The 25,145-nt window shown below is 45.3% G+C and carries 30 protein-coding genes; 21 read left to right on the top strand and 9 right to left on the bottom strand.

Features of this window, described 5'->3' with window-relative positions; all coding sequences use genetic code 11:
* Positions 1-5: 5 nt before the first annotated feature.
* The 3 genes from SUN_RS06440 to SUN_RS06430 form a co-directional block, all read right to left on the bottom strand.
* The gene (locus SUN_RS06440; RefSeq protein WP_011980936.1) at positions 6-665 is read right to left on the bottom strand and encodes a YeeE/YedE thiosulfate transporter family protein; all 660 of its coding nucleotides are present in this window, start codon (positions 663-665) and stop codon (positions 6-8) included.
* On the bottom strand, positions 665-1,168 hold the full coding sequence (locus SUN_RS06435) for a YeeE/YedE thiosulfate transporter family protein (RefSeq protein WP_011980935.1): 504 nt from the start codon (positions 1,166-1,168) through the stop codon (positions 665-667). The genes SUN_RS06440 and SUN_RS06435 overlap by 1 nt, the downstream gene beginning before the upstream one ends.
* 74 nt (positions 1,169-1,242) lie before the next feature.
* Positions 1,243-1,443 (bottom strand): hypothetical protein, encoded by a 201-nt coding sequence (locus SUN_RS06430; RefSeq protein WP_148154669.1) that lies wholly within the window; start codon positions 1,441-1,443, stop codon positions 1,243-1,245.
* A gap of 194 nt (positions 1,444-1,637) precedes the next feature.
* Here SUN_RS06430 and SUN_RS06425 point away from each other — a divergent pair, with 194 nt between their 5' ends.
* Genes SUN_RS06425 through SUN_RS06410 form a run of 4 tightly spaced genes read left to right on the top strand, consistent with a single transcriptional unit; the run spans position 1,638 to position 4,756 of the window.
* Positions 1,638-1,949 carry an AtpZ/AtpI family protein gene (locus tag SUN_RS06425; protein ID WP_011980933.1) on the top strand — a complete coding sequence of 104 codons (312 nt, stop codon included), beginning with the start codon at positions 1,638-1,640 and terminating at the stop codon, positions 1,947-1,949.
* Positions 1,936-2,490 (top strand): hypothetical protein, encoded by a 555-nt coding sequence (locus SUN_RS06420; protein ID WP_011980932.1) that lies wholly within the window; start codon positions 1,936-1,938, stop codon positions 2,488-2,490. The genes SUN_RS06425 and SUN_RS06420 overlap by 14 nt, the downstream gene beginning before the upstream one ends.
* A 26-nt stretch (positions 2,491-2,516) precedes the next feature.
* Complete coding sequence (locus SUN_RS06415) at positions 2,517-3,230, top strand: N-acetylmuramoyl-L-alanine amidase (RefSeq protein WP_011980931.1); 714 nt, start codon at positions 2,517-2,519, stop codon at positions 3,228-3,230.
* On the top strand, positions 3,230-4,756 hold the full coding sequence (locus SUN_RS06410) for a sodium:solute symporter (protein WP_011980930.1): 1,527 nt from the start codon (positions 3,230-3,232) through the stop codon (positions 4,754-4,756). The genes SUN_RS06415 and SUN_RS06410 overlap by 1 nt, the downstream gene beginning before the upstream one ends.
* A gap of 97 nt (positions 4,757-4,853) precedes the next feature.
* On the opposite strand, the gene SUN_RS06405 is transcribed toward SUN_RS06410, so the two are convergent.
* Positions 4,854-5,441 carry a hypothetical protein gene (locus tag SUN_RS06405; RefSeq protein WP_011980929.1) on the bottom strand — a complete coding sequence of 196 codons (588 nt, stop codon included), beginning with the start codon at positions 5,439-5,441 and terminating at the stop codon, positions 4,854-4,856.
* Between the two features lie 134 nt (positions 5,442-5,575).
* On the opposite strand from SUN_RS06405, the gene SUN_RS06400 reads away from it, so the two are divergent.
* The 4 genes from SUN_RS06400 (at position 5,576) to SUN_RS06385 (ending at position 9,106) form a co-directional block, all read left to right on the top strand.
* Positions 5,576-6,655, top strand: coding sequence for an anhydro-N-acetylmuramic acid kinase (locus SUN_RS06400; RefSeq protein ID WP_011980928.1), 1,080 nt, complete (start codon positions 5,576-5,578; stop codon positions 6,653-6,655).
* Positions 6,656-6,856: 201 nt separating this feature from the next.
* A complete protein-coding gene (locus tag SUN_RS06395) occupies positions 6,857-7,804 on the top strand; it encodes an aminoglycoside phosphotransferase family protein (RefSeq protein WP_011980927.1) in 948 nt (315 codons plus the stop codon).
* A 237-nt stretch (positions 7,805-8,041) separates the two neighbouring features.
* Entirely contained in the window at positions 8,042-8,710 is a 669-nt protein-coding gene (gene murU, locus SUN_RS06390; RefSeq protein ID WP_041672710.1) for an N-acetylmuramate alpha-1-phosphate uridylyltransferase MurU, read from the top strand.
* 45 nt (positions 8,711-8,755) lie between these two features.
* Positions 8,756-9,106, top strand: coding sequence for a hypothetical protein (locus tag SUN_RS06385; protein ID WP_011980925.1), 351 nt, complete (start codon positions 8,756-8,758; stop codon positions 9,104-9,106).
* Between the two features lie 5 nt (positions 9,107-9,111).
* Here SUN_RS06385 and SUN_RS06380 read toward each other — a convergent pair whose 3' ends face one another.
* The 4 genes from SUN_RS06380 to SUN_RS06365 form a co-directional block, all read right to left on the bottom strand.
* Positions 9,112-9,930 (bottom strand): HAD hydrolase family protein, encoded by an 819-nt coding sequence (locus tag SUN_RS06380; RefSeq protein ID WP_011980924.1) that lies wholly within the window; start codon positions 9,928-9,930, stop codon positions 9,112-9,114.
* Between the two features lie 3 nt (positions 9,931-9,933).
* On the bottom strand, positions 9,934-10,674 hold the full coding sequence (locus tag SUN_RS06375; protein WP_011980923.1) for a hypothetical protein: 741 nt from the start codon (positions 10,672-10,674) through the stop codon (positions 9,934-9,936).
* A gap of 61 nt (positions 10,675-10,735) precedes the next feature.
* Positions 10,736-11,923 carry an NnrS family protein gene (locus tag SUN_RS06370; protein ID WP_011980922.1) on the bottom strand — a complete coding sequence of 396 codons (1,188 nt, stop codon included), beginning with the start codon at positions 11,921-11,923 and terminating at the stop codon, positions 10,736-10,738.
* A gap of 105 nt (positions 11,924-12,028) precedes the next feature.
* Positions 12,029-13,051: a cytochrome-c peroxidase gene (locus SUN_RS06365; RefSeq protein ID WP_011980921.1), complete on the bottom strand. Its 1,023-nt coding sequence runs from the start codon at positions 13,049-13,051 to the stop codon at positions 12,029-12,031.
* Positions 13,052-13,230: 179 nt separating this feature from the next.
* On the opposite strand from SUN_RS06365, the gene SUN_RS06360 reads away from it, so the two are divergent.
* Both SUN_RS06360 and SUN_RS06355 read left to right on the top strand, forming a co-directional pair.
* Positions 13,231-14,154 carry an NAD(+)/NADH kinase gene (locus tag SUN_RS06360; protein WP_011980920.1) on the top strand — a complete coding sequence of 308 codons (924 nt, stop codon included), beginning with the start codon at positions 13,231-13,233 and terminating at the stop codon, positions 14,152-14,154.
* Complete coding sequence (locus SUN_RS06355; RefSeq protein WP_011980919.1) at positions 14,148-15,686, top strand: DNA repair protein RecN; 1,539 nt, start codon at positions 14,148-14,150, stop codon at positions 15,684-15,686. Before SUN_RS06360 ends, SUN_RS06355 begins: the two co-directional genes overlap by 7 nt.
* On the opposite strand, the gene SUN_RS06350 is transcribed toward SUN_RS06355, so the two are convergent.
* A complete protein-coding gene (locus tag SUN_RS06350) occupies positions 15,667-16,458 on the bottom strand; it encodes an Hpt domain-containing protein (protein WP_011980918.1) in 792 nt (263 codons plus the stop codon). The two genes, SUN_RS06355 and SUN_RS06350, sit on opposite strands and share 20 nt — an antisense overlap.
* Before the next feature lie 143 nt (positions 16,459-16,601).
* Here SUN_RS06350 and SUN_RS06345 point away from each other — a divergent pair, with 143 nt between their 5' ends.
* The 11 genes from SUN_RS06345 (at position 16,602) to mrdA (ending at position 24,913) form a co-directional block, all read left to right on the top strand.
* Positions 16,602-17,372 carry a TatD family hydrolase gene (locus SUN_RS06345; protein WP_011980917.1) on the top strand — a complete coding sequence of 257 codons (771 nt, stop codon included), beginning with the start codon at positions 16,602-16,604 and terminating at the stop codon, positions 17,370-17,372.
* 8 nt (positions 17,373-17,380) lie between these two features.
* Positions 17,381-18,478, top strand: a complete 1,098-nt coding sequence (locus SUN_RS06340) for a lytic transglycosylase domain-containing protein (protein ID WP_011980916.1) — start codon at positions 17,381-17,383, stop codon at positions 18,476-18,478.
* Positions 18,479-18,539: 61 nt separating this feature from the next.
* On the top strand, positions 18,540-19,325 hold the full coding sequence (locus SUN_RS06335; protein WP_011980915.1) for a septal ring lytic transglycosylase RlpA family protein: 786 nt from the start codon (positions 18,540-18,542) through the stop codon (positions 19,323-19,325).
* Between the two features lie 14 nt (positions 19,326-19,339).
* A complete protein-coding gene (hisB, locus tag SUN_RS06330; protein WP_011980914.1) occupies positions 19,340-19,912 on the top strand; it encodes an imidazoleglycerol-phosphate dehydratase HisB in 573 nt (190 codons plus the stop codon).
* Positions 19,909-20,406: a KdsC family phosphatase gene (locus SUN_RS06325; protein WP_011980913.1), complete on the top strand. Its 498-nt coding sequence runs from the start codon at positions 19,909-19,911 to the stop codon at positions 20,404-20,406. The genes hisB and SUN_RS06325 overlap by 4 nt, the downstream gene beginning before the upstream one ends.
* Before the next feature lie 80 nt (positions 20,407-20,486).
* The gene (locus tag SUN_RS06320) at positions 20,487-20,909 is read left to right on the top strand and encodes a hypothetical protein (RefSeq protein WP_148154667.1); all 423 of its coding nucleotides are present in this window, start codon (positions 20,487-20,489) and stop codon (positions 20,907-20,909) included.
* A 42-nt stretch (positions 20,910-20,951) separates the two neighbouring features.
* Complete coding sequence (gene lptA, locus SUN_RS06315; protein WP_011980911.1) at positions 20,952-21,425, top strand: lipopolysaccharide transport periplasmic protein LptA; 474 nt, start codon at positions 20,952-20,954, stop codon at positions 21,423-21,425.
* Positions 21,422-22,063 carry a ribosome biogenesis GTP-binding protein YihA/YsxC gene (gene yihA / locus SUN_RS06310; RefSeq protein ID WP_011980910.1) on the top strand — a complete coding sequence of 214 codons (642 nt, stop codon included), beginning with the start codon at positions 21,422-21,424 and terminating at the stop codon, positions 22,061-22,063. The genes lptA and yihA overlap by 4 nt, the downstream gene beginning before the upstream one ends.
* Positions 22,060-22,524: an N-acetyltransferase gene (locus SUN_RS06305; protein ID WP_011980909.1), complete on the top strand. Its 465-nt coding sequence runs from the start codon at positions 22,060-22,062 to the stop codon at positions 22,522-22,524. Before yihA ends, SUN_RS06305 begins: the two co-directional genes overlap by 4 nt.
* Positions 22,521-22,982, top strand: a complete 462-nt coding sequence (locus SUN_RS06300) for a hypothetical protein (protein WP_011980908.1) — start codon at positions 22,521-22,523, stop codon at positions 22,980-22,982. Before SUN_RS06305 ends, SUN_RS06300 begins: the two co-directional genes overlap by 4 nt.
* Positions 22,979-24,913: a penicillin-binding protein 2 gene (gene mrdA, locus SUN_RS06295; protein WP_011980907.1), complete on the top strand. Its 1,935-nt coding sequence runs from the start codon at positions 22,979-22,981 to the stop codon at positions 24,911-24,913. Before SUN_RS06300 ends, mrdA begins: the two co-directional genes overlap by 4 nt.
* Positions 24,914-25,145: the final 232 nt, after the last annotated feature.

The raw sequence follows: 25,145 nt of genomic DNA, 5'->3' as shown, positions 1-25,145 counted from the left end.
TTTGTTTACTGTCTGTCCGGTCTCTGGTCGTCAGGCAGTTTGGAGAGATCGGCTTCATCGAACATTTCCACTTTTGGAATGGCAATGGCGATAAGCGTGACTATGATACCGAAGATCAGCACCACAAGATGTTCATGTCCCGGGAAAAGTTCGGGGAGGGTGAGTTTACCTGCGCTTGTTCCCATCAACGGTTTGAAGAAGTCATCGTAATAGAATGTAAAAACCAAGCCGCCGAGTAGTCCGCCGATAGCGCCTACAAGAACATCGATACGTCCTTCTGCAATGGAGACCGGTCCTGTTCCGGGACATTTCCCGAAGATAGCCATGGAGATACCGAAGAGCGTACCGCCTATGATCAGCCCCTGCCAGATGATGGGTTTTACATGGTAGTGTGCCCATCCCGCTTCTATCATGAAATAGAGTGCAATACTGGTAAGCCCCACGGCAAGGAAGAGCATTTTAGGGACAATGGTGTCCTTCAGCATGGCAAATCCGGCGATCTTTTCAAATTTGTCGACACGGGTATACTGGATGATACCACCGAATATTACGCCGATCAGAAAGACTAGTGCAAGAGAACCGTGCCCCTGATGGATCACGTTTTCGAACATTTGTGCCAGGCGTGAAAAAAAGTCATCACCGGCAGTTTTAACTACGATATCCATTATTTCTCCTCCTTGTTATAGAAAAGTTTTCCCGTAATGAGCAGAGCGACCATTACAACGGTACCGAATATCATGGAAGAGATGGCCATCTGGCTCATTCCTGACATAAAGTGACCGCTGGTGCATCCGCCTGCCAGCCTTGCACCGATGATCATGACGAATCCCGCAACAAAACTCCAGAGCAGTCTGGAAAGAACCGAATTGTTCTTGTATTTCTTCCACCCCGTCGGAACAAGGGAGAACCTGAAACTTTTGGTGATGAACACTGAGGTGACGAACCCGCCGAACAGGGCACCCGTAAGCATCACGCCTTCCCAAGCACCGGGATTCTGTATCTCTTTGAGGTATGTGTATTTGTCTGCATCAAGATCGAAGATGAGGTCTGCGAAGTAGGGTACGTAGGTAGATGCACCTATAGGTCTGTCTGCTCCGAATATGGAAAATGTCATCAGAAGAAGCAGTGACATAAGTATGCCACCCATCCACCAGGGTAATCGAGCCATAGTAATCCTTTAATAGATATTTTTCATATTATAACAAAAAGATATTATAATCATAAAATTAAATTATTTTATGATTATATGCATTTTTTTTGAAATGATGTTATTTTTTTATCGAGGCAATCTTTATACTCTTTGTCATAAAATCGTTTTGTTTTCATCCAGCTTCTATAGCTTCTATCGAAACAGGTTTCATGAAACAGGTCTATCAGATCACAATAATCCGCCTTTTGTGCTTTACATGCTGCTATCTGCTGTGATTCTATTTTGAGACTCATTTGATTGTCGGATCTCGATGAAAAAATATAGGAGATCGCAAAAATAATAAGAACGAGTATGAATGACTGTTTGTTCCAACGCATGGTATTCTCTCAATTTTATATCAGATGTGCTCTATAGTATACAGAAACATCTTTTATTAAAGATTTTGTTATACTTTCAATAATTATTCGAGCTTCCCAAGGAAACAGATATGCAAAGAAAAGAAGATGATCCAAAATTCAAAAAGATCGTAGATGCTGCTGACGGACTGAGCCTCGGTATCTCCATGGTCGTGGCAGTGCTGATAGGTGTTGCGATAGGGCTGGGGTTGCAAAAACTTACCGGTGCGATGTGGACACTTTGGATAGGGGTGTTCATTGGTATAGCTGCAGCAGTCCTGAATGTCTACAAAGCGTATGATAAGCAGAAGAGATCACTGGATGAGTTGGCGACTGATCCGCGTTACCGACACCAGAGAAAATATACGGCAGACGATGATGAGGATGAGGATGACAGGTATTAATAAAACACTTTTCATCATATTGGTCATTGCAGACATTCTTCTTACAGGAGTCTCATTAATATTTTTTGATATCAAAACACTCTGGAATACTCAGATAGGTTTTATCTCTGCAACGCTCGTGATGATCGCTTCGATGCTCAGCTACCGCCGGATGGTCAACGCAAGGGTTGAGAATGAAGTGATCACAACGGACATCGACAAGGATGTCATCGATAAGCTCGAAGATCCCTACGACCTCTACAGTGAAGAGGTGCTTGAATCAGAAGAGGAGAAGGACCCTTCCCAGACGGTCAAGGAGGAAAAAAAGAAACTCAAAGAGAACAGACGGACACCCTTTGAAGTACTCAAAGATACAAAGGCGGCACTGTCACTCTACAGATTGGGTGCCTATGCTGTTCTCATTTTGGGATTCCTCTATCTGCACAGGCATGGATTGCTGGATATACCGAGCTACATTGTCGCACTGGGTATTCCTCCCGTGATCATCGTAACGATCCTGCTCAGGAACAAAGAGAACCATAGCCAAGATTCGATAAAATAAATGATATCGCCAAGAGGAACCTCTTTATGACAAAAACTTTAGTAAGCGCTTTGGCGTTTCTGACACTCGGTCTGCAGAGCATGCCGGCAGACAGCTTTAAATGTACGACCAAACCCATCCAGCCACCTTTGCGTATTGTCGATAAGCCCATAGATTTCGGCAAGCAACGTGTGAACATGACCAAAGCGTATATACGACAGCATTACGGGCTTAAAGTGAAGAACATCACCATTACGCCCCGTATCATCGTGCTGCACTGGACAGCGGAGATGGACCTCAAAAAATCCTTTAACCGGCTTAAACCGCAAAGACTGTTGACAGACAGGAAAGACATCGCCAAAGCTTCGGCGCTCAATGTCTCCGCACAGTTTCTCGTGGACCGTGACGGGACCATTTACCGTCTGATGCCGGAGAACTGGATGGCGCGTCATGTCATCGGCCTGAACTATTCGAGTATCGGTATTGAGAACATTGGAGGGAAGGGGAACAAGGCGGAAGACCTCACCCCTGCGCAGCTGCGCTCCAACATCGCACTGGTGCGTTACCTCAAGGCAAAATATCCGACTATAAAATACCTGATAGGCCACTATGAGTACAGACAGATGGAGCATACTCCTCTCTGGCTTGAGAAGGACAAAGGCTACCGAACGGTCAAGAATGACCCGGGCAGGAAGTTCATGTCCGCTGTACGAAAAAATGTAAAAGATCTGCATCTGAAGATGCCTCCCAGAGGCAGATAATGCATTCGGCTTTCTCCACGCTGGACTGGGCGGTCTTTTCTTCATATTTTTTGGTATTAATCGTTACATCCGTTCTTTTAAGCCAAGGAAAGATCAGAAATACCAGAGACTATTTTGTAGGAAGCAATACCGTTCCGATGTGGGCTGCAGCCATCTCGGTACTGGCCACTTCGCAGTCGGCAGCCACCTTTCTGGGAGGCCCGGAATACGCCTACAGCAAAGATCTGACCTTTATCGGATTTTACCTCTCTGCCTTTTTGGCTGTTGTGTTTGTGGCCAAAGTGCTCATTCCCCGTTTCTATGCCATTAAAGCGGTGACAGTTTATGAACTGCTTGAGAAGCGTTACGGTGCATCTGCAAAGAAACAGGCGGGTGTCATGTTCCTTGTGGGGCGCCTGTTTGCTTCGGGAGCACGGCTGTACATAGGAGCACTGGCCATATCGATGATCCTTTTTCTGGATATTGCAGCCGCTCATGTGGCCATTTCCATTGCCGTTTTGATGCTGGGTGCACTGGCCTATGTCTATTTTGGTGGGGTAAAATCGGTCATTTTTTCCGATATTATTCAGGCAGTCACCTACATCGGGGCAGGGATTGCGGTACTGATCTACCTCTATATGAGTATGAATGCCGATATGGGTACGATCGTCTCGACACTGCAGACAGAGCATAAACTCAAACTGCTTGACTGGTCTTTGAGCGGTGGATTCTCAGTCTGGGCACTGCTTGGCGGATGGCTGCTGTTGAACATTGCTGCCTATGGGCTGGATCAGGATATGACGCAACGGGCTTTGACCTGTAAAGATACCAAAGAGGCGCAGAACTCCCTGATGTTCTCGATCTATATGACGATCCCCGTGGCCATTCTGTTCCTGTGTATAGGGCTGTTGCTCTATCTCTTCTATCAACATCCCGAACTCTCTGGGCTCAATACCGAAGTGGTACAGAAATTCGACGGTGAGAAGATCACGATATTCATGTACTATATTTTGCATGAGATGCCTGAGGGGATGCGCGGACTGGTGACGGTCGGAGCGGTTGCTGCGGCCCTCTCTTCTTCCAACTCCGTATTGGGTGCCATGTCCTCCGTGGCCATTGAAGACCTTTACAAACCCTGGAAGCGCAAAAGAAGTAATGTGGATGAGATGCATTTCGTCAAAGCGGGCAGGGCGGCTGTATTACTATTTGCCGTGGCCCTTTCAGCTATGGCGATGATCAGCTACTACTGGCAGCGCTACACCGAACTGCCGCTGCTCAGTTTTGCGCTGGGTGTCATGGCTTTTGCCTATACCGGACTGTTGGGGGTCTATGCTGCGGCCATATTTACCAAACGCGGCAGTGCAACAACCGTACCGCTTTCTCTGATAGGCGGTTTTATGACCGTGCTTCTTCTTCAGCCCTATGTACTTGGTGCCGCATTTGACTTCAAACTGGGATTTGCCTGGCAGATACTCATAGGTACGATCGTGGCATTCGGGATCATGATGGGTGCAAAAGATCACGACATAGTTAATCAAAATACATAGATTGGATTTTGACGACTACTTTGTCACAATGTATTCTGTGAATTGTTGTAAAGCAGCCGGGACTAAAGCCATTATTGGTTCCGATTTTTAGGTGGGACTATCTGCAAAATCCGTAGTACCTCCAGTCTGCTGGACGGTAGAAGTAGCGGTCAAAGAGGCCTTTTCCTTTTAGACGGTCATGGTAGCCGTAAAAACGGTCGTATCGGTAAAAAACACCTTCAAAATAGTATCCGTAGCGGTTAAAATAACCATAGTAAAAGCCGTTTTGGTCGTAAAAGGCGGCTCTGTCATAGCGGTATGCGAGAACCCATCCCCGTTTAAAGTGTCTATGTCCGTGTTCGTATTGTGTATTGTTGTCTCTGGGGATACCATAGAAAACTTCGGAATAACGTTCAGTATAGCGCTGTTTCTGTTTATACCTTGCCCCTGTAGGATGATTATAACGGGAAGGACTGTTACTGTGATGGTATTGTTTTGGATGATGTACATTGTTTAAATATCTTCTGTGCCGTTTGAACTCTTCTTTTGTTTGGAATTTACGGTGTTTTGCTTTCTGCTGTGTCAGTTGTCTGTCGAGTTGTTGTATTTTGACTTCACTCATGGGCTGAGGCTTTGCTTCAAGCAGTATAGTGGAAATTAAAGCCAAACCCATCAGAGTTAGCATTTTTAAAATTTTACGTGTCATTGATGACTCCTTTGATTGTAATAGGGCATGATAAAATAAGTTTGTGGAGGCTTTGTGATGCCATAGTGGAGCAATCGTGGAGAAGTTCCTAAAGTATGATAAAATACAGTTTCAAATCCGTATACAGGAAAGTCATGAATAAAGAACGTTATATCGGTATTATGTCGGGTACATCACTGGATGGCGTGGATGTGGTACTGTGTGAAATAGACAAGAAGTCCTGCCTGCTCAAAGCATCTGTCGAATATCCGTTCCCCGATGATCTGAAAAAGGAGATACTCTCCATGATCAACGGCAAATGCACTTTGGCTCAGGTGGGCAGTGTGGATGTTAGACTGGGAATACTTTTCTCCGATGCGGTCAATGCCCTGCTGGAGATAGAGAAGATAGATCCCAAAAGTATCAAAGCCATCGGTTCGCACGGACAGACGCTCTGGCATGAACCTGTAGGGAAGTATCCCTTCTCCATGCAGCTGGGGGACCCCTCTGCTATCGCGGTGAGGACCGGCATCAAAGTCGTAGCGGATTTCAGGCAAAAGGATATGGCGCTTGGAGGGCAGGGGGCACCTTTCGCTCCGGCCTTCCATGCCTTTCTTTTTGGGGGCACAGATGCCTCGGTGAGCATTTTGAACATCGGGGGTATGGCAAACATCACCGTTCTGGGGAAAACGCTCTTGGGCTACGATACAGGCCCGGGAAACGTGCTTATGGATATGTGGGTCGCAGAGCATAAAGATGTTACTTATGACAGAAACGGTGAATGGGCACGAAGCGGAGAGGTGATCTACCCACTTTTAGAAGCAATGCTGGAAGATCCCTATTTTTCTCAGCCTCACCCCAAGAGTACAGGAAGGGAGAAATTCAACGAAGCATGGCTTCAAAAACATCTTAACGCTCAGCACTCAACGCTCAACGCTCACGATGTACAGCGTACATTGTTGGAACTGACTGCCGTCAGCATCTCCAATGAAGTTCTGAAATTCAATCAGGATATCCTGCTGCTCTGCGGGGGAGGAGCAAAGAACGCTTTTCTTGTAGAACGGCTTGGTACACTGATGCCCAACATTCAGATAGGTATAGCCAACGATGCCGACAATATAGAAGCGATGACCTTCGCCTGGCTGGCGTACAAACGTCTGCACAATGAACACGTGGATCTCAAAGATGTGACGGGAGCAAGGCAGAATGCCATTCTTGGAGGTGTCTATGTATAGTCAATATTTACTTTTATTGTGTAAAAATATTCACTATCATCATAGATTTCAAGTGAGTACTCTCTTCATTTTTTTCTCAAAGAGAGTGATGACTGCGTCACCGTTTCACTTCACAAGAGAAAAAACGAAGCAAAAAATCGTCGTGGTTCTCGAATCGCTTCGCTTTCAAGGGCGTTCACCACGACAGGGAAGAGCAATTTAATGAATGAAAATATAAAAGTATGGCTCGAGAGTATCGGCTGGGGGGACTGGGAGATCGAAGTGGCTTCAGCCGATGCAAGTTTCAGGTCCTACTACAGGCTTAAAAGACAACGTCATGCTGAGACGTTTATCCTTATGGACAGTTCTTTGATGCCTGAAAGCCTGCCTCCTTTCGTAGAGATGAATGAAAGACTTAGTGCAGTTGATGTACATGTACCTTCTATCATAGTAAAAAATATTAAATCAGGATACCTGATACTTGAAGACTTCGGCAGTACACATTATCTCGATGTGCTGAATGAGGACAATTATCGTGAACTTTATATGAAAGCCATCGATGAGATCGTCAAAATGCAGAGGGCAGACACAGAGGGGTTGCCTCTGTACGATAGAACGTTCCTTCTATTTGAAATGGATCTGATGGAGGAGTGGTACCTCAATAAATATTTACAAATATTAATTTCTGAAGATCAGCAGAAAATCATCAGAGAGACGCTGGATATTATAGTTGACACGGTACTGGAACAGCCGCAGGGTGTTTTCGTGCACCGTGATTACCATTCAAGGAATATTATGCTGATACCCGGCAACGAAGTGGGTGTGATTGATTTTCAGGATGCAAGAGCAGGGGCGGTCACCTATGATCTGGTCTCCCTTCTAAAAGACTGTTATATCGAATGGCCTAAGGAGGCGGTGGAAGAGTTGGCTCTGTATTATAGAGACCAGGCAGGATTAAAAGTAGATGATGCAGCATTTTTGAAGTGCTTCTACTTTATGGGCCTGCAGCGGCATATCAAGGTACTGGGGATCTTCTCGCGGCTTTCTCTGAGAGACGGGAAAGATGGGTATCTGAAGGATATACCGCTGACTTTGAAGTATGTGCTGGAAACGGCTTCCAGGTATCCGGAGACTCTAAGTTTTGCTAAAATGTTAGAAGCAATAGTATGATTTGATGGAGAAGATGATTTGCATCTTAGATTGCAAGTGAGTACTCTCTTCATTTTTTTAGAAAAAACGAAGCAAAAAATCGTCATCTCTCTCGAATCGCTTCGCTTTTCTGGCACTAAATTCCGATACCCCTGTCGCTAAAGCGTAAGTGGGGTGCAATGTCGTTCGAGATGACAAGGCACGATTTGCGTGATTAATGGAAAAGGTGCGCGGCACGCACCGAAAGGATGTTTATATATGAAAGCAATGATACTCGCAGCGGGGCTTGGAACACGTATGCGTCCTTTGACGGACCATACCCCTAAACCGCTTTTGGAGGTAGGAGGTATTCCCCTTATCGTTTGGCACCTTGAGCGTCTTGAGCATGATGGCTTCAGGGAGATCGTCATCAATGTGGCGCACCTGGGTTACAAGATCATCGAGGCTTTGGGTGATGGTTCCGAATGGGGTGTTAAGATCAGCTACTCCGATGAACAGGAAGAGGGATGTCTGGAAAGCGGTGGAGGGATCGTTAAGGCCTTGCCGCTGTTTGGTGATGAGATTTTTCTTGTCGTCAATGGCGATATCTTCACTGATTATGATTTTAACTGCAAAATGAAACTGGGTGAGGGCATACTGGCGCATCTTGTGCTGGTACCCAACCCCGAGCACAATCCCGAAGGAGACTTTGCCCTGCTCGAGGGAAAAGTGGTCGATGCCAAAGAGTATACCTTCGCGGGTATCGGCTACTACTCTCCGAAACTCTTCGAAGGTGTTCCCTATGGGAAACACAGTATCGTCCCGCTTCTCAAAGCAGCCATGAAAGAGGGAAGGATTACCGGCGAGCTTTATGAGGGTGAATGGCTTGACATCGGTACGCCTGAAAGGCTGGAACTTCTGAACGCACAGCTTTTCAATAGTAACTAAATACTATAATCTTGGATAAAGCAATTACAATTGGAGGAGAAAACAATGCATAATAAATTGATTTTGGCAGCGACAAGTGCGACTTTGCTGCTGGTTACGGCATGCAGTACAAACCAGCCTGCATTCAACCCTGCAGACACGACAGTGGTATCGGTAAAAGGGAAATCATACAACATTCCCAAAGGCGCGCACCCTTCACCGTATGTCGATGACAAAGTGATTGAATTCTATCAGAAGATCGGTTTGAAATCGTGTAGGAAAGGCGACATGACATGGGAAGAGGAAAAGGCCAAAGAAGAAATGGGTATCGCTATCAGCAAAGGCGACAAGTCTATCTATAAAAAACTTGCAAAGGAAGGAAGAATAGGCTGCGCAAGCCCCATAGCTTCCAAGTAAACCGACTACACTCCTGCCAGGTATTTCGCCACGGCATCCTCGTCGTTGCGGTGGGGCAGGACGATATCTGCAACACTCTTAACTTCATCCAACGCGTTCGAGACCGCCACTGAAGTACCGGCAAGTTTGAACATACCGATGTCATTTACCGAGTCGCCGAAGACTGTGACATCGGAAGGGTCACGTTCGAGATACTCCATGACCTTTTTGAGTGCATGGGCCTTGTCCCCTTCGGGATGCAGTAGGGTGAGGAACCAGCCTCCGCCGTATTTCTCTGGAGAGAGTTTCGCTTCTATCTCATTTCCAAACGTATTTTTAAGTGCTTCATAAAGCGGTCTCAGCTGTGCTTCATACCCGAAGTAGACGATCTTCAGGTTCTGTTCCATGGTTCTGTTGTCAGGGTTGAACTGCATACGCGGATCATCCTTGTAGCCTTTGAGCACATCACGTTGATAATCATTGAGCTTTCTTGGGTATAAAAAAGATTCATTGATATCACTGTCCTTCACCCCGATAATGAAGGGGTCAATATCATGTGCTATGCCCACTTCCACAATAGCATCTCCCAGTGTTTTCCCGATGGTCTTGATGTCTATGATCTCCTGTTCCGGAGTTACGATAATGGAACCGTCCAGCAGGATCATGGGGGCATTGATTTGCAGTTGGATCAGCAGCTCCTTCGCTTTGGTGAAACTTCGGGCAGTAGCAATGCCCATGAGGGCATGTTCTGCTTTCATGTTCCATGTTTCGATGCTATAGGGACTAAGGCTCAGGTCTGTACGCAGAAAGGTATGGTCAAGGTCTGTAATATAGATGGGTTTCATTGTTTATCTTTGGTGTTTGGAAAGGTCATAACGGCTGGCAATAGAAAGGAAGAACTCTTTAAGTGCATAGGCTGTTGCACCGAAAACAGCTTTGGATTCATGGTCCATGACAGGTGTTTTGACGATCTCAAGCAGTTCCTCGAGTTCTTCAATGGTGAAATCTTTGACGGCATAGATCGTTTCGATCTTCCCTGTCTCCATCATCATTTTTATGTATCTCTCCCGGCTTTTTTTCATGCTCGCTTCATCCATTTTGGCACCACCGATACTGTTCTGCATCAGCGGTTTCATCAGGTTGTCAAAGAGAATGCCAATGGAATCTTTTGTGTACAGTGCTTCGCCGATCTTTTCTGCCAGTTCAATGCGTGCAGATTCATCGGAGTCCTGCTGTATCCGCTTAACGTAGGATTCCGCCAGCTTGGGATCGAATTCCGGATCGTTCTGTGACGATATGAAGCGCATAAGCAGTACGTTACGGTACTGCTTAATGATCTCATCCATCTCGTCCTCGCTCAGATTTTTCTGAAGGTACTCTCTGAAGCGTATGGGGAGCATCTGCATATCATAGGTACTGGTTTCGTTGTTCTCATTGCGATTAAGGTTGTTCTGCATCATGGAAAACTGCTTTTCGAGTTCAAGCAGCTGTTCTTCCGAGTAGGAGACCGTAAGGTAGCGTTCTACCTGTTCAGGTGTGGCGGAGAAGAGCAGTGTCGAGAGCAGTATGGAATATAGAAACTTTTTCATAAATGGGATTATAGCATAGAAATGCAGGGTGCGTAACCACGCACCTTTTAGACATAAAGATTCAACTCAGCTTTTTCCCGTTGATAAGAACGGCGAAGAAACGCACAGCCCAGGCAGTGAACATGATAAGCCATGCCGTTGCAGAGACGTCGAAGAGGACCATGAAGTTCCATCCCAGTGCTGCTGCGAGGGAAACAAGTATACGTAAGGCTACGACAACCTGTGTCCAGTAGAAAAGGAAGGTAACCCATCTGTCTGCCTGCATTATATTCCCTGAATGGCCGATGGTCACTCGGGTGCCGAAACCGATCATGATGGTAAGGACAAAGCCGAGTACCAACATGTGAATATCGAGTACCAGAAAGTTCACACCGCTTAGCAGTGTTGTAAGATTTACCAGTGCTGAAAGAATGAAGGCAACAGGTACCCAGAAGAGTGCGATATGCAGTATCCAGAGCAGAGGATTGGGGTTGGGGAAGGGCAGTTTCCATCTAAGAATTTCTTTACCTGTGAACAGACCGATCAGCAGGTCTACGATGAAAGAACTGTTGGTATAGATACCTTCAAGAAGGACATGCAGGATCAGCAGTACGAAAATAGTCTTCATCAGGTAGTCATTTCGTCCCGCCATACTGTGTGAGAAAAAAGGAACCATTCGCTGAGCTACTGAAAAGGTCAGAAAAAAGAGGAAGAGATAGGTGGATATCTCTGTGGAAAGTCCCATAAGCGGTGAGTAGAAGAATGCAGCAATGATGAAGAGAAAATGTGCCAGTACCCCCATCTTCATCGCTGTGAGTATCCAGTAGACATCATGTTTGTCATCCATGGTCGTTGTGTTGTAGATATTCCTGAGTATGTTGGTCCCCATCACATGGCCGATGAACACTACAGCCATGCCGATACCTGAAAAAACAGGGGTCACGATACTGCCAAGCAGCACGAGCGTTGCGCCGATGTAATAGAAACCGAAAACACGCATATAGGTACTTTTCCCGATGACCGGCGTGGCTGTGAAGCGTGGGAATGTCGTAAAAAGAAAACCGAAAAAGGCCGGAGTGAACATCAGGTAAGTGAATACGTAGACGTGGAACCCGACCGGAGAGACCGCCATATGCAGTACGCCTTTGTAGGCAAGCATGAATATCAGCATCCCTGCAAGGGCGGAGATGAACGCCAGAATGAAAAATGGCTGGTGGGGCTGTGAAAAGAAGTAACTGTCTTCAGACTCTTCCGAGAATTTCATATGCATGAAGATACCTTTTGTTTATATTATGAGGAAATTGTTAAAACATCATCATAACAAAAAAGTTTGAAAAAAAAGAGGTCCTGCCCCGAAAAGGGGCAATAGGAGAGATTACTTGAAGTCTGGCTTTGGTGTTTTGAGTGTACTTTCCGGGAACTGAGGGTAAACGATCTCAGGTTTTTTCCCATCGAGTGCCTTGAAGAATGTCACGATCTTGGCAGCATCTTCATCGGAGATCTTCATTCCAAGCTGTGTTTCACCCATGATCTTGACCGCTTCTTTCAGATCCCATACAGTACCGTTATGGAAATAAGGTGCTGTTTCGGTAATGTTTCTCAGTGTCGGTGCTTTGACCATACCGTTCTTGTCACCCTTGAAGTCACCTACGTTGGCATATTTGAACTTTCCAACTGCAGGGAATGGCTGCATACTTCCGCCCAGAGCGATACCTGTATGGCAGGAAGTACATCCTTTGTCGATGAATGTAGCAAGACCTGCTTTTTCGGCATCGCTCAACGCATCTTCTTTCCCGTTGAGGTAGTCATCGAATCTTGAAGGTGTTACAAGTGTTCTTTCAAAGATACCGATGGTTTTAGTGATAGTGACAAAATCTACTTTGACATCCTTTCCGTACGCTTTTTTGAATTCATCCACATACGCAGGGATGGAATTGACTCTTGCTTCTACCAGTGAAGGTGCTGCAGCCATTTCAGGTGCAGCCTGCATAGGACCCTGTGCCTGGTCCTCAAGGTCTGGGCTTCGTCCGTCCCAGAACTGTTTGTCGAAGAATACCGCATTGTAGACTGTCGGCGAATTGAGGTGATGCGGGTTTGCCGTCCAGTTGTGGCCTGTCGCGGCAGGTACACCGTCTACACCGCCAAGACCAATGTTGTGACAGGTATTACATGAAATGATACCGCTCTTTGAGAGTCTTGGTTCGAAATAGAGTTTCTTGCCCAGTTCAACTCTTTCAGGCGTGATGGTATTCTTCGGATCGATCAGCTTCATCAGCTCTGCTTTGTCCGCAGGGATCGCTTTTAATCCCGCATTTTTGGCTTTGTCTGCAACCGATGCTGCACCAAGCAGCAGTGAAGATGCCAACAACGACATTCCCATAAATTTAATGATTTTCATCTATACACCCCTAAAATTTTTGATAATCGTATTATAAAGAAAAAATCCTTAATAACAATTAAAATTGTCAAATAATAATAATTATTCTTTAAATTTTTTCAGAGGATGTCTATTCTCTATACAGTCTGAAAGAATAAACCTGACAATTCGACAGTTTTTTAATCCTCAAAAGCAAGATTATGATACTCTACAACCAATACGATACAAAACCCTTCAGGAAAACGATGAGTAACGAGAAACTTATACAGATAAAAACAGCCGGATTCATTTTAAAGCCTGACTCTCCGGAGATCAGACCTCTTTATGAGAAGATCAAAACGCAGTTCGAAGCCAAAGGTATCAGTGTAATGCTTTCTGAAAAGTCTGCAAGGATGATAGACTTGAACGGCATGCCTTTTGAAGAAATGTGTGCCAAGGCTGACTTTCTTGTTTCCCTGGGTGGGGATGGTACACTGCTGTCACTGGTCCGCCGCAGCTACGGATATCATAAACCGGTTGTCGGTATCAACGCCGGCAACCTGGGGTTTCTGGCGGATATCACTCTGGATGATATCGATGCCTTTTTGGGACGCCTGCTTTCCGGAGAGTACCGGATAGATGACCGTATGATGATCAAAGGATATATTGCAAAAAGATCAGGTGAAAAGAAAGAATTCATTGCCTTCAACGATGTGGTCATCACCTCTCCCGAGCCTTCCAAAATGGTAAAAGTCAATGCTTCGATCGACGGGGAACGCTTCAACAGCTACACGGGTGACGGGCTTATCATCTCCACCCCTACGGGATCGACAGCCTACAACCTTTCAGCAGGAGGCCCCATTGTCTACCCGTTGACACAGGCATTCATCATTACCCCGGTACTGGCACATTCTTTGGCAAACCAGCGTCCTCTGGTCGTACCGGCGGACTTCAGTATTGAACTGGATGCGGAGAAGTACCGTGCCATCGCTTCCATAGACGGACAGGAAGTGTATGAACTCGAAGAGGGGGATGTGCTCTACATTGCCGGTGCCAAAAAAGGTGCGAAGCTGATCCACAGGATGGAACACAACTACTTCTCTGTACTTCGTGAAAAACTTCACTGGGGAGACCGAAATTGGTAGAGCGTCTCTATCTTCGTGACCTGGTGACCTTTCAGGCACTCGAGCTTGAATTTGAGCAGGGGCTTGTGGTCTTTACCGGGCCCAGCGGTGCGGGAAAGTCAGTGTTGATGTCTGCCATTCTTTCCAGTTTCGGTTACAGTACGCAGGGGGCGGCGGCACTTTGTGAACTCAATGTCATCAAACCGCCAAAACTTTCCAGTGAAGCCTATCTGCTTGAAGAGGATCTGAGCATCAGGACAATGAAGAAGGAGAAGCTACGTTATTTCATTGATGGGCAGAATATCTCCAAGAAAGCATTGTCCGGACTTTTTTCTCCTTATGTACGCTACCTGAGTGTACGTGACAAAGGCGGTTTTGATTCTGAAACGCTTTTGGAGTTGATCGATAGTACACTGCTTACGAAAGACAAATCATATAAAAAGCTTTTCAAAGAATACAAAAAACGCTATCTGAATTACAGAGAGAAAGCACAGGAACTCGCAAAGATAAGAAAAGATGAGACCAGGCTGGCAGAACTGATAGAGTTCGCTACCTATGAGATAGAAAAGATAGAGGCCATCGATCCTTGCCCGGGTGAGGAAGAGGAGCTGCTTCAGGTCAAGCAGCAGCTTTCACGCATAGACAAGATCAAAGAGGCGCTTGAGAACGCTTCGGAGATATTCCATTTTGAAAGCAGCGTGGAGGAGGTCTACCATCTACTGGATAAAGAAGGTGATCTCTTCTTCGAAGCGATGAACCAGCTGCGTGCCGATTTTGAAGACACACAACTGCTTGCAGACGAACTGGAAGAAGTTGATGTCGAAGAGGTCCTTGATAGACTGAGTGACCTGACTGCACTGAAGAACCGTTACGGTTCCATTGAAGAGGCATTGGCATATAAAGAGGCTAAAAAAGTGGAACTTTCAGGCTATGTGAACATAGAACATGACAAAAGTATGCTCGAACAGTTTCTGGCACTCGAACACAGCGAATTAGGCATTCTTGCCGGAAAGATCTCCCAGGCGCGTAAAAAAGAGGCTTTGGAGATAGAAAAGAAGTTGGCTGAATATCTTGCAAACCTGAAACTGCCTCAAATGCAGTTTCAGTTTACCAGTGTGCCCCTGAATACTTTAGGAATGGATGAAACCGGTATGATGCTTGGCAATTCAACCACAGCGACACTCAGCGGCGGGGAATTCAACCGTCTTCGTCTGGCTCTGATGGCGGTCAGCATCGATAAAGGTGCTGACAAGCAGGGTGTACTGATACTCGATGAGATCGATGCCAATGTCAGCGGGGATGAATCCATCGCCATTGCAACAATGATTGCCCAACTTTCATCAGTGTATCAGATATTTGCCATTTCCCATCAACCTCATCTCTCTGTAAAGGCTGATCAGCATATCGTGGTCACCAAAGAGGGGAATGAGAGCAGGGCGGAAGTGTTGGGTGATGCAGGCCGTATCAATGAGATCGCACGTATCATCTCGGGAGAAAAACCAACCGAACAGGCGGTAGCATTTGCGCAGAAGCTTAGAGATACTGCACTTTGAGTCTTTCAAGCTGGATCTTCAGCTCTTCATAGTAAGATTTTGAGAGTATGGGATCGTTTCCTGTTTTCAAATATGTATTGTAGTCTATGAGCAGATCGGCAACACCACCTGTACCGATATTGGTTGATGAGCCTTTGATACTGTGGGTCAATTGCTCCATCTGATGAAAATCCCCCTCCTGTAGGGCTTTTTCTATGAGAGGCAACTGTTCTTCTATCTGGGAGATAAGCTCTTTGACGAAATCTTTCGCTTCTTCATCGGAGAGTCCCATCTCAACCAGTCTTGAATGGTCGAAGTCGGGATAGGCTGGAAGGGCCTTTGCTTCTTTAGCTGTTGTGGCTGCCTCTTCCTTGGCCTGTTTTTTAGCTTCTGCCTGGGCAGTCTCCCTGGCAGCTTTCTCTTTCTGGGCTTTTCTTTTGGCTTCTGTCTCTTCGAGAGCTTTTCTTTGTGCTTCCTTCTCGGCAGCTTTTTCAGCTTCTTCTTTTGCTTCGGATGCTTCTCTGGCAGCTTTTTCTTTTGCTTTCTTCCGTATTTCTCTTTGGGCTCGTTGTCTGGCTTTTTCTTTTTGGAGTTCCGTAGCCTCTTTCAACTCTTCTTTTGCTTCTTTTGCTTGGGCTTCAGTTTCTTCCGGGGTAACCGGTTTTTCTGTCTTTTTCTTAATTTTTGGTTTGGGAACTTCTTTTTTTAGATGAGGTTTTGTAGTTCGATTCTCACTATAGACAAGCAGAGCAAGGATCAGAAACATAATAAAGAGTAAAAAATATGCAACCATTAGAAAGAGCCTCCAACCTTTTTAATATATAAACTATATCTTATTTAAGATTAGAGAAAGTTTCCCACTTCTGTTTTTGGATTCCATTCCCTGATTCTGTGATTTTTTGCTATAATCCATTTCAAAAAAGCAGGTACTGACCGATGATCATAGATACACATTGCCATTTGGATGATACACGCTACAATGATGACCTGGATGAAGTGATACACAGAGCGGAAGAGAATAGTGTAGAGAAATTCATTATACCTGGTGCTGATCCGGAGAGTCTTGAGAGGGCTGTCTGGATCGCGGAAAAATATGACTCTGTCTATTTTGCCGTAGGAGTACACCCCTACGATGCCCAAAACTACGACCGAACTTTTCTTGAGAAATATGTGATCCATCCCAAGTGTGTCGCCATCGGTGAATGCGGTCTTGACTACTTCAGGCTTCCGGAATCTGAAGAGGAGATCACAGCTGAAAAGAAACGCCAGAAAGAGGTTTTTATAGACCAGATCCTTTTGGCAAAAGAGCAAAAGAAACCGCTGATTGTTCACATCCGTGATGCAAGTGCGGACTCTCTCGAACTGTTGCAAAAGTATGCCGGAGAGGAGGGTGGGGTACTGCATTGTTACAATGCGGACGAATCTCTGCTGAAACTTGCTGACAGGAATTTCTATTACGGAATCGGCGGGGTACTGACATTCAAGAATGCAAGGAAGCTCATCAATGTCTATCCGAAGATCCCGCAGGAGAAACTCCTCATCGAAACGGATGCACCTTACCTGACACCGCATCCGCACCGTGGAGAACGCAATGAACCTTCATACTGTACTTTTGTGGCAGAAAAGATGAGTGAACTCAGTGGGTTGCCTCGTGAAAAGATGGAAACACTGACGACAGAGAATGCCGCCAGGCTGTTTGGGATATAAGGCATAAGATGCACAGAGCGTTTAAAAGTATCATCTTTCTGTTGTTACTGATACAGACAGCTTTGTTCTCTACTTCGCTCGCCGAGAAATACCCCGTTTACAGTTATGTTTTTTCAGAGTTCGATGTGGATGAGTCCTACATCGACAATGAGGACTTTGAAGCTTTTGTTAATAAGAACGAGAAAAAGATAACACGTTTTTACAAACGTTCCATGCAAAGAGGAGAGATACTCTCTCCCATGGTCAGAGGCTACCTGATGGACCAGGGGTTGTCCGATCTTTTCATCTACATCTCCATGGTAGAATCAGGATTTTCCACCGATATCGTCTCGTCAAAAAAGGCGGTAGGACTTTGGCAGTTCATGCCTGCTACAGCCCAGCACTATAAACTGGAAGTCTGTAACGGTTTTGATGAGCGCTGCGATCCTGTCTCTGCCACAAGTGCAGCGATCGATTATCTTGGCAAACTGCATGAACAGTTCGGCAAATGGTATCTTGCTGTGATCGCCTATAACTGCGGTGAAGGGCGTCTTCGTAAAGCCATCAGACTGGCAGGCAGTGATGATCTGGAAATTCTGACCGATGAAAGAGACAGGTACCTGCCCAAAGAGACAAGAAATTACATACGCAAGATTCTGCTTGCCGCGATGATAGGCGAAGGGAAATTCATCGATTTTTCTGCAAACCCTGAACGAAGCGATGAAAAGCTGTACCGTGTCGAAATATCGGGAGGTACTGACCTGGGAAGACTGGCTGAAATGCTGAAGATGAAACCCCGGGAACTTCTCAGCTTGAACAGACAGTTCAAAAAAGGTATAGTTTCAAAGGACAAAGCATTGTATACTTTGATGATCCCCGAAGAGAAGATGATACTTTTCTATCTCAAATATGAACTGAAAGAGGAGAAAAAAAGCTTCAAACCCAATCTAGTCTCCCATGTCGTTCAAATGAGGGACACACTGCAGAGTATTGCCGAACAATACCACAGTTCCGTAGAAGAGATCAGGGCAGCCAACAAACTCGAAGACGATTTTCTTGAACTCGATTCTATTCTGCTTGTACCAGTCAGCAGGGAAACCTTTGAAAAGATGCTCCAGACACGTTAGTCGGACAAGCGTAGATAAAGAGAAATAAAGAGATAATATTCAAAAACAATCGGGGACCTATTTGAGACGATCTTCCACACTTCTGCTGCTTGCGGTTTTCATATTTTCGACCATGTTGTTTACGGGATGTGCAAGTAAAAAACAGCGGATATACAAGGCGTCAGGTCATACGTCAGCGGCAAGACAGAAGTCTACTATGCGTTGTTATACGGTACGGGGGAAGCGTTATAATCCCACCTATGTAAAAGTAGGGCAGAAAATGAATGGTATCTCGAGTTGGTACGGGCCCAATTTTCACGGCAAATACACCAGTAATGGTGAACGTTACAATATGTATGCCAGAACAGCTGCGCACAAGACCTGGCCGATGGACACGATGGTCAGGGTACACAACCTGCAGAACGGCAAGAACACGATCGTCCGCGTCAATGACAGGGGGCCGTTCGTGAGAGGACGTATCATAGACTGTTCCTATAAAGCGGGAAAAGAGATCGGGCTTGACAGATTGGGGATTGCCAAAGTACAGATAGAGGTGGTCGGGTTCGCCGGGAAAGTGCAGTCTGATGCCGCCATTGCAAAAGCGCGCAGGACCAACACCGAAGCACGCGTGAAACTGACGAACTTCGGTGTACAGGTGGGTGCGTTCAGACGCTATGAAGGTGCGAAGATTTACCGGGAGAAATATGCCGGACGCTATCCGAAGTACAAGACGGTCATCAAAAAGTTCGCGGATGTGAACGGTGCGCCGCTCTATCGTGTATGGCTGATGGGCTTCAGCTCAGAGGATGAAGCACGAGACTTTAAAAACTGTAACGATATGTCTGGGGCATTCATTGTACGAAATTAAGATGAGGGGATAAAATGATTGAAGTAACAAGAGAGACAAAAGAGACACAAATCTCGGTGAAACTGAACCTTTACGGGAAGGGACAGGCGAAGATAGACACGGGTGTTGGATTCTTTGACCACATGCTCGAAGCATTTACCAAACATGCACACATCGATATGGAAGTAACCTGTACCGGTGATACACATATCGATGACCACCATACGGTTGAAGATGTAGGCATTGTGATCGGTCAGGCTTTGCGGGAGGCGATCTACCCTGTCAAGAGCATTGAGCGTTTCGGGAATGCGACGGTCGTAATGGATGAAGCAAGTGTGACCTGTGACATTGACCTCTCCAACCGTGGCTTTCTTGTCTTTGAATTGCCTATTGGCGGTAAAGTAGGGGAGTTCGATGTAGAACTGGTCGAAGAGTTCTTCAGAGCCTTTGCTTTCAATCTACCATTGACACTGCATCTTATCTATAATCGCGGAAAGAACAAACACCACATCATCGAAGCGGCTTTTAAAGCCCTGGCTGTGTCACTGAGACGTGCAGTAGCTATCAATGAGAATGCAGGTATACCGAGCACCAAAGGTGTACTGTGAGCATAGAACTGATCGTACTTGATGTCGACGGTACCATGACTGACAGCCGTATTACCTATTCACAGACCGGTGATGAAATAAAATCTTTCAACGTCAAAGACGGTCTTGCCATCGCCAGCTGGAGAAAACTGGGAAAGCAGGTAGCTATCATTACCGGCAGGAAATCGGCCATTGTCGAACGCCGCGCCAAAGAGCTGCATATCGAGCATTTCTATCAGGGGGTCGAGAACAAAAAAGAGGTTCTTGATGCTCTTTTGGAAAGACTCGATATAAGTATGAAGCATGTAGCAGCCATAGGTGATGACCTCAATGATCTGAGTATGCTCAAGGCGGCCGAGATCTCTTTTGTGCCAAGGGATGCCTCTGCACATGTAGACAGGATTGCTACGGTTGTCCTCTCCAAAAGAGGAGGGGATGGTGCGGTGAGAGAAATGATAGAGTATCTTATTGTCAAAGAGGGACTGGAAAAAGAGTATTTGGAATTATGGGCATAAAACTTGAACTACTGCTTGCTGTACTAATTGTAACGATATTATCACTTGCTTATAGTATCAAGATTACTGATAATATATCGATGAAAAAAGTTTCTAAAAAGGAATTGGAATTTACTGATATAACCCTGGTGGAGGTTGATACCAAAAAACTGGTTTTTACTGCATTTGGTACCTATGGTATCCATCAGGGAGATATCTTGACAGTAGAGAATATTGTCTACCATACGGATGCAATAGAACACTTATTGGCAGATAAAGGGCTATTTATCGATAATAAAGTCTATCTTGACGGGCATATAAAAATGAAGCAGAATGAGGGTTTTAACTACAGAGCAGAACATGCTGCGTATGACAAAAAGACGGAGATACTCACCATCACTTCGAAGTTCACAGCGGTCATGGACAAAAATATCGTACATGGCAATACCGGCTGGTACGATACCCGTAAAAAAATCCTTTTTGCCAAAGAGGTCGATGCCGTGCTTTATACGGCCGAAAAGTAATAAAATGGTATAATAAATATCAAATTTTAAGAAGGTTATATTTTGAATTTCACCAAGCTGTTGCTCCCGTTTCTGTTGCTATGTACTTTGCATGCCGAAAAAGTGGAAGTGACCTCTGACTCCATGAAAGCCGAAGATCTTAAAAAAGAAGTGCATTTCATCGGGAACGTCAAAATTAAACAGCTTGACAGCTGGCTGCACGGCGATAAGGTCATCGTCTATTTTGACGAGAACAATGAGACCAGGATGTATGAAGCGGTCGGTAAAGATAATGTTGTTACATTCGAGGTTAAAGAGAAAAAAGGGTTTTATAAAGGGAGTGCTTTGAATGTGAAGTATTACCCTCTTACTTCCAAATATGTGCTGACCGGTAAAGCGGTCATCGATGACCTTCTTAACAAGCGTCATATCGACGGAGATGTTATAGTTCTGGATATGACCACGGGAAATGCAACAGTCAAGGGTAGCAGGAAGAAACCGGTTAAATTCATTTTTGATATGGAGGAGAAGAAGTGAATGCCCCACGAGTCGTAGAAGCTGCTTTTATCAAGTCCGCACAGAGTATTGCCGACTCCCTGCCTGAAGATATGAGTGAAGTGGTCTTCCTTGGCCGCTCGAACGTAGGTAAAAGTTCAACTCTTAACTCCCTGACACAGCGAAAGAATCTGGCTAAAAGCTCTGCGACTCCTGGTAAAACACAGTTGATCAATTTCTTCGAAACACGCTACCTTTACAATGAAGAGAGTTTCCCCGTACGTTTTGTCGATCTTCCCGGTTTCGGATATGCCAAGGTTTCCAAGTCGCTTAAAGAGGTATGGCAGAAAAATCTGGTCGAGTTCATCGAACACCGTATATCCATCAGACTTTTCATCCATCTTCGCGATGCACGTCATCCCCATGCCAAGATAGACGATGATGTGGAAGCGTATATTTCTGAGTTCATCCGCCCCGATCAGCGTTATCTGACCGTGTTCACCAAAATAGACAAACTCAACCAGAAAGAACGGGCAAAGCTCAAACGTGAATTTCCCGGTTCCATTACCGTATCGAATCTAAAAAAGAACGGCCATGACAGGGTTCATTATGAAATACTCCGTACGATCTTCGGTATCGATGAAGAAACAAAAAAACCTGACGGGGAGAAAACGGTTTGATCACTCTGGTAAAAGCAAACCTGTCAGATATTCCCGAGATGCAGTCACTGGTGCTTTCAGAGGTAAAAGACGGGGTGATCCTCAACCGCAGCGAAGATGAAGTGGCCACGAACATACGCTCTTATGTGCTGGCTAAAGAAGGCGAAAAACTGGTAGGTTATACAGCGCTGCATATCCATTCCAGAAGGCTGGGAGAGATACGAAGCCTCATCGTGAATGAGGCGTATCGCGGACAGAGGATCGGCCAAAAACTGGTTGAATTCGCAGTGGAAGAGGCGAAAGCCCTGCATGTAGAGGAAGATGTATTGGTATTGACCTATACACCGGGATTTTTTGAGAAACTCGGTTTCAGGGAGATCAGCAAAGAAGCGATCCCTGAACACAAGATCTGGGCAGACTGCATCAAATGTATTCATTTCCCGGTCTGCAACGAAGTGGCACTGGTGTATAAACTTTCATGAAAAATCCTACACTGACCAAATATCTGATGAAACTGCTTTTCTGGGCATTGATACTCTTCTTTGTGCTCTTCTACCCTATGCTGATCTCATTCTATGTTTTCCTGCCGTTGCTTGTAGGTGTCATGGGGTATCTTTTCATTAGCGGGGTAGACCAGGGAAAGTGGGGCTATGTTTTGATCTCGCTGATCTATTTCATCAATCTGGAGCTCAACCTCTCCCTTCCGTTTTTTCTGATCCTTATTTCAGTACTGATCGTCTATATGCTCTTCTACGGTACCCTGACACATTTGAAAAAGTGTAAGATATGTGTACCGATCCTCACCGTACTGCTTATCGATGTGGTATATCTTGGTATTTTGCTTGCCTATGATTTCATATTCAGTACCCACAGTATTGTGTTGGATAATATCCTGCTCTATTCCCTGATCGTGGATCTCCTTGTGGTCGTAGTGATATGAGATATAAGATAACACTGCTGCTTTTCATACTGGTATGGGCAGCGATGATCACTCGGCTCTATCATGTAAGTGTCAAATCAAACTTCTATTATGAAGGACTTGCCAAGGCAAACATAGAGAGAAAAGAGTATATCAAACCTGTAAGAGGAGAGATCACCGATCGTAACGGGAATCTTCTGGCAATGAACCAGATCGGGTTCTCTCTATCGATAAAACCGCATCTTTCCACGAAGAATGTCGAGGGGAAGAAGAGCCAGTTAGAGCAGGCAGTGGATATCCTGATTGAAACCTTCCCCGACCTGAACAAAACAATGATGATGAAAGTATATAAAAAGAAGAGTTCTCCCTACAATCACAAATACATCAAAGTGGTCGATTTCCTACACTATGCGGACATGATGGGGGCATACCCAAGGTTAAGTATGTTTGATGATATCAAAATAGAAGCAGAGACGAAACGATACTACCCCTATGGCAGATACGCAGCCCATCTCATAGGGTATACCGGAAGGTCAAATGCCAAAGAAAATGAATCAGATGAAGTGGTCGATGTTGTCGGGAAAGTGGGTAAAAGCGGGCTTGAAAAGTATTACAACAGTTTCCTTCAGGGTGAACTGGGATACCAGGTCAACAAGGTGACCGCGAGGAACAAGGCCATTGATGTCCTTGAAAAAATGCTACCCAAAGACAATAGAAACCTTGAGCTCAATATCGATATTGACCTGCAAAAGATGATCTATGAACACTTTGGTGATGCGACCGGTGTGGCAATCGTGATGCGAACAACGGGTGAGATCATTGCAGCGGTGAGTTATCCTGCTTATGATCCGAATCTTTTTGTCGGAGGGATCAGCTCAAAGGACTGGAAAGCGCTGCAGGAAGACCTGGCACATCCTTTTACCAACAAGATCACCCACGGGACCTATCCTCCTGGATCTTCCATTAAGCCGGGAATGGCCATGGCATTTGACAAGGCCAAGCCGGGTATTTTGGAGAAGAGCGAATACTGTAAAGGCTACATGACCATCGGGAACAGTAAACATAAATTTCGATGCTGGAAACATAGTGGTCATGGTACGGTATATCTGCGTAAAGCGATCATGCAGAGCTGTGACGTTTACTTTTACAAGAAAAGCCTTCAAGTGGGGATTGATGCGATGGCGAAAAATCTTCGCTCATTCGGTCTGGGAGTGAAAACTGGTGTAGACCTTCCAAGAGAATACAACGGTGTTATACCGGACAAAGCATGGAAAATGAAGCGATTCAAGAAATCATGGTTCTTAGGAGAAACGGTCATTGCTGCTATCGGACAGGGGTATGACCTTGTCACGCCACTTCAGGTAGCACGCTATACGGCATTGATAGCCACGGGTAATCTTGTTACACCACGTGTGGCAAAGCGTATCAACGGTGTAGATATCAATATGACAAGTGTTCCAATAAAATTCAACCCGATATCTATCTCTGAGGTACGTAAAGGAATGTACGATGTCTGTAATATTCCACATGGTACAGCGTACAGACTTATGCATGATCTTCCTATTAAAGTAGCGGGCAAGACAGGTACATCCCAGGTGACATCCATACCACAGGGAATGGGGAAGAGGCTCAAAGAATCCGAACTGGCCTACTTCCACCGTTCCCATGCTTGGATCACGACCTATGCCCCCTATGACAATCCGCAATACGTTGTAACGGTCCTCATCGAGCATGGCGGCCACGGTGGTAGTACCTCTGCACCTATGGCGGGAGATATCTACCGTTGGCTGTATAAGAACAATTATTTCACGAGCAAGCTGCAAAAAAATATTGATACAGCGGTCGGAACAGAACAGATGGAAAGTGTTGAAGTACAGAAGAAAAAAGAGAAGATCAGAAAACGAAATGAAGAGCTCAGAAAGAAGAGCAGCGAGGGACTGTCACTCTTTTAAGAAAACAGCTTCAAGACACGTACACTGAGGTGTCGAAAATGTTTTACACCTGGTGTCTTAGTGTAGATTTTATGTATACCTTTTATTGCAAGATTAGAATAAAGGGACTTAAATGGCTACTGAATAGATTATAAAATCTCCTATATAGAACTTTTTATAAGGTTTTTTATTGAAGGGCTTAGATTTATAGCTCGCAAACGTCGCTACAGCGAATAACCTTATAAAATATGTT

This window comes from Sulfurovum sp. NBC37-1 (assembly GCF_000010345.1).
Taxonomy (GTDB): domain Bacteria; phylum Campylobacterota; class Campylobacteria; order Campylobacterales; family Sulfurovaceae; genus Sulfurovum.
This window is presented reverse-complemented; position numbering and strand designations above follow the sequence as displayed.

What these genes read in the sequence shown, in the direction of transcription:
- SUN_RS06340 (WP_011980916.1), top strand. Translation starts at nt 17,381, where the DNA reads ATGCACAGAGCGTTTAAAAGTATCATCTTTCTGTTGTTACTGATACAG.
- SUN_RS06320 (WP_148154667.1), top strand. Translation starts at nt 20,487, where the DNA reads ATGAAAAAAGTTTCTAAAAAGGAATTGGAATTTACTGATATAACCCTG.
- SUN_RS06395 (WP_011980927.1), top strand. Translation starts at nt 6,857, where the DNA reads ATGAATGAAAATATAAAAGTATGGCTCGAGAGTATCGGCTGGGGGGAC.
- SUN_RS06415 (WP_011980931.1), top strand. Translation starts at nt 2,517, where the DNA reads ATGACAAAAACTTTAGTAAGCGCTTTGGCGTTTCTGACACTCGGTCTG.
- SUN_RS06435 (WP_011980935.1), bottom strand. Translation starts at nt 1,168, where the DNA reads ATGGCTCGATTACCCTGGTGGATGGGTGGCATACTTATGTCACTGCTT.
- hisB (WP_011980914.1), top strand. Translation starts at nt 19,340, where the DNA reads ATGATTGAAGTAACAAGAGAGACAAAAGAGACACAAATCTCGGTGAAA.
- SUN_RS06365 (WP_011980921.1), bottom strand. Translation starts at nt 13,051, where the DNA reads ATGAAAATCATTAAATTTATGGGAATGTCGTTGTTGGCATCTTCACTG.
- SUN_RS06425 (WP_011980933.1), top strand. Translation starts at nt 1,638, where the DNA reads ATGCAAAGAAAAGAAGATGATCCAAAATTCAAAAAGATCGTAGATGCT.
- SUN_RS06400 (WP_011980928.1), top strand. Translation starts at nt 5,576, where the DNA reads ATGAATAAAGAACGTTATATCGGTATTATGTCGGGTACATCACTGGAT.
- SUN_RS06375 (WP_011980923.1), bottom strand. Translation starts at nt 10,674, where the DNA reads ATGAAAAAGTTTCTATATTCCATACTGCTCTCGACACTGCTCTTCTCC.
- SUN_RS06345 (WP_011980917.1), top strand. Translation starts at nt 16,602, where the DNA reads ATGATCATAGATACACATTGCCATTTGGATGATACACGCTACAATGAT.
- mrdA (WP_011980907.1), top strand. Translation starts at nt 22,979, where the DNA reads ATGAGATATAAGATAACACTGCTGCTTTTCATACTGGTATGGGCAGCG.
- SUN_RS06370 (WP_011980922.1), bottom strand. Translation starts at nt 11,923, where the DNA reads ATGCATATGAAATTCTCGGAAGAGTCTGAAGACAGTTACTTCTTTTCA.
- SUN_RS06380 (WP_011980924.1), bottom strand. Translation starts at nt 9,930, where the DNA reads ATGAAACCCATCTATATTACAGACCTTGACCATACCTTTCTGCGTACA.
- murU (WP_041672710.1), top strand. Translation starts at nt 8,042, where the DNA reads ATGAAAGCAATGATACTCGCAGCGGGGCTTGGAACACGTATGCGTCCT.
- SUN_RS06300 (WP_011980908.1), top strand. Translation starts at nt 22,521, where the DNA reads ATGAAAAATCCTACACTGACCAAATATCTGATGAAACTGCTTTTCTGG.
- SUN_RS06440 (WP_011980936.1), bottom strand. Translation starts at nt 665, where the DNA reads ATGGATATCGTAGTTAAAACTGCCGGTGATGACTTTTTTTCACGCCTG.
- SUN_RS06350 (WP_011980918.1), bottom strand. Translation starts at nt 16,458, where the DNA reads ATGGTTGCATATTTTTTACTCTTTATTATGTTTCTGATCCTTGCTCTG.
- SUN_RS06410 (WP_011980930.1), top strand. Translation starts at nt 3,230, where the DNA reads ATGCATTCGGCTTTCTCCACGCTGGACTGGGCGGTCTTTTCTTCATAT.
- SUN_RS06360 (WP_011980920.1), top strand. Translation starts at nt 13,231, where the DNA reads ATGATACTCTACAACCAATACGATACAAAACCCTTCAGGAAAACGATG.
- SUN_RS06420 (WP_011980932.1), top strand. Translation starts at nt 1,936, where the DNA reads ATGACAGGTATTAATAAAACACTTTTCATCATATTGGTCATTGCAGAC.
- SUN_RS06405 (WP_011980929.1), bottom strand. Translation starts at nt 5,441, where the DNA reads ATGACACGTAAAATTTTAAAAATGCTAACTCTGATGGGTTTGGCTTTA.
- SUN_RS06385 (WP_011980925.1), top strand. Translation starts at nt 8,756, where the DNA reads ATGCATAATAAATTGATTTTGGCAGCGACAAGTGCGACTTTGCTGCTG.
- SUN_RS06430 (WP_148154669.1), bottom strand. Translation starts at nt 1,443, where the DNA reads ATGAGTCTCAAAATAGAATCACAGCAGATAGCAGCATGTAAAGCACAA.